Origin of the sequence: Pseudomonas agronomica (assembly GCF_025917275.1) — a bacterium.
Taxonomy (GTDB): domain Bacteria; phylum Pseudomonadota; class Gammaproteobacteria; order Pseudomonadales; family Pseudomonadaceae; genus Aquipseudomonas; species Aquipseudomonas agronomica.
Genome location: NZ_JAOSHO010001030.1, coordinates 1 through 503, shown reverse-complemented (window position 1 = coordinate 503; position 503 = coordinate 1). Strand labels below are relative to the sequence as shown.

Genomic DNA, 503 nt, shown 5'->3' with positions numbered 1-503 from the left:
GGTGCTCCTCATGACCCTCCTGAGCACCTTCGCAGGCTGGAACAGCCTGAGTAGCGTGATCAGCCGCTCAGATAAACAGGCGTCCATCGCCAGCCTCAATGAGTTCGCCAAGGACCTGCGAGTCGCCCGCCTCGACTACGAGATGCGTCGCGGCGAACAGGGGCCCGCAGCCGTGAGCGAGCTTCTGGGCAAGATTCAGGAAAGCGTACAAGCCGCCCTCAAGCGCTTTGTACGACCGGCAGACCAGGAATTGCTCAATCAGCAACTGGCTATTCTCGACGAATACAAACGCTCCTTTGCCGACCTGACCCAGGCGACGCAGAACCGCGAGTCGGCCCGATCCAAGCTGGGCGCGAACGCCGACAACGCCGTGGCCAAGGTGACGGAAATCGAAAACGCCCTGCGCCAAGGCGACAGCGTCCCTCAATTCAACGGCATCGTCGAACTGAGCAAACTGATCCAGCAGGCGCGCTACCAGGTACGTGGCTACACCTACAGCGGCA

The 503-nt window shown here is 61.0% G+C and carries 1 protein-coding gene; it reads left to right on the top strand.

From position 1 onward, the window contains the following. A partial coding sequence (locus OC610_RS28745; RefSeq protein ID WP_264433180.1) for a methyl-accepting chemotaxis protein occupies nucleotides 1-503 on the top strand: 503 nt, incomplete at both ends.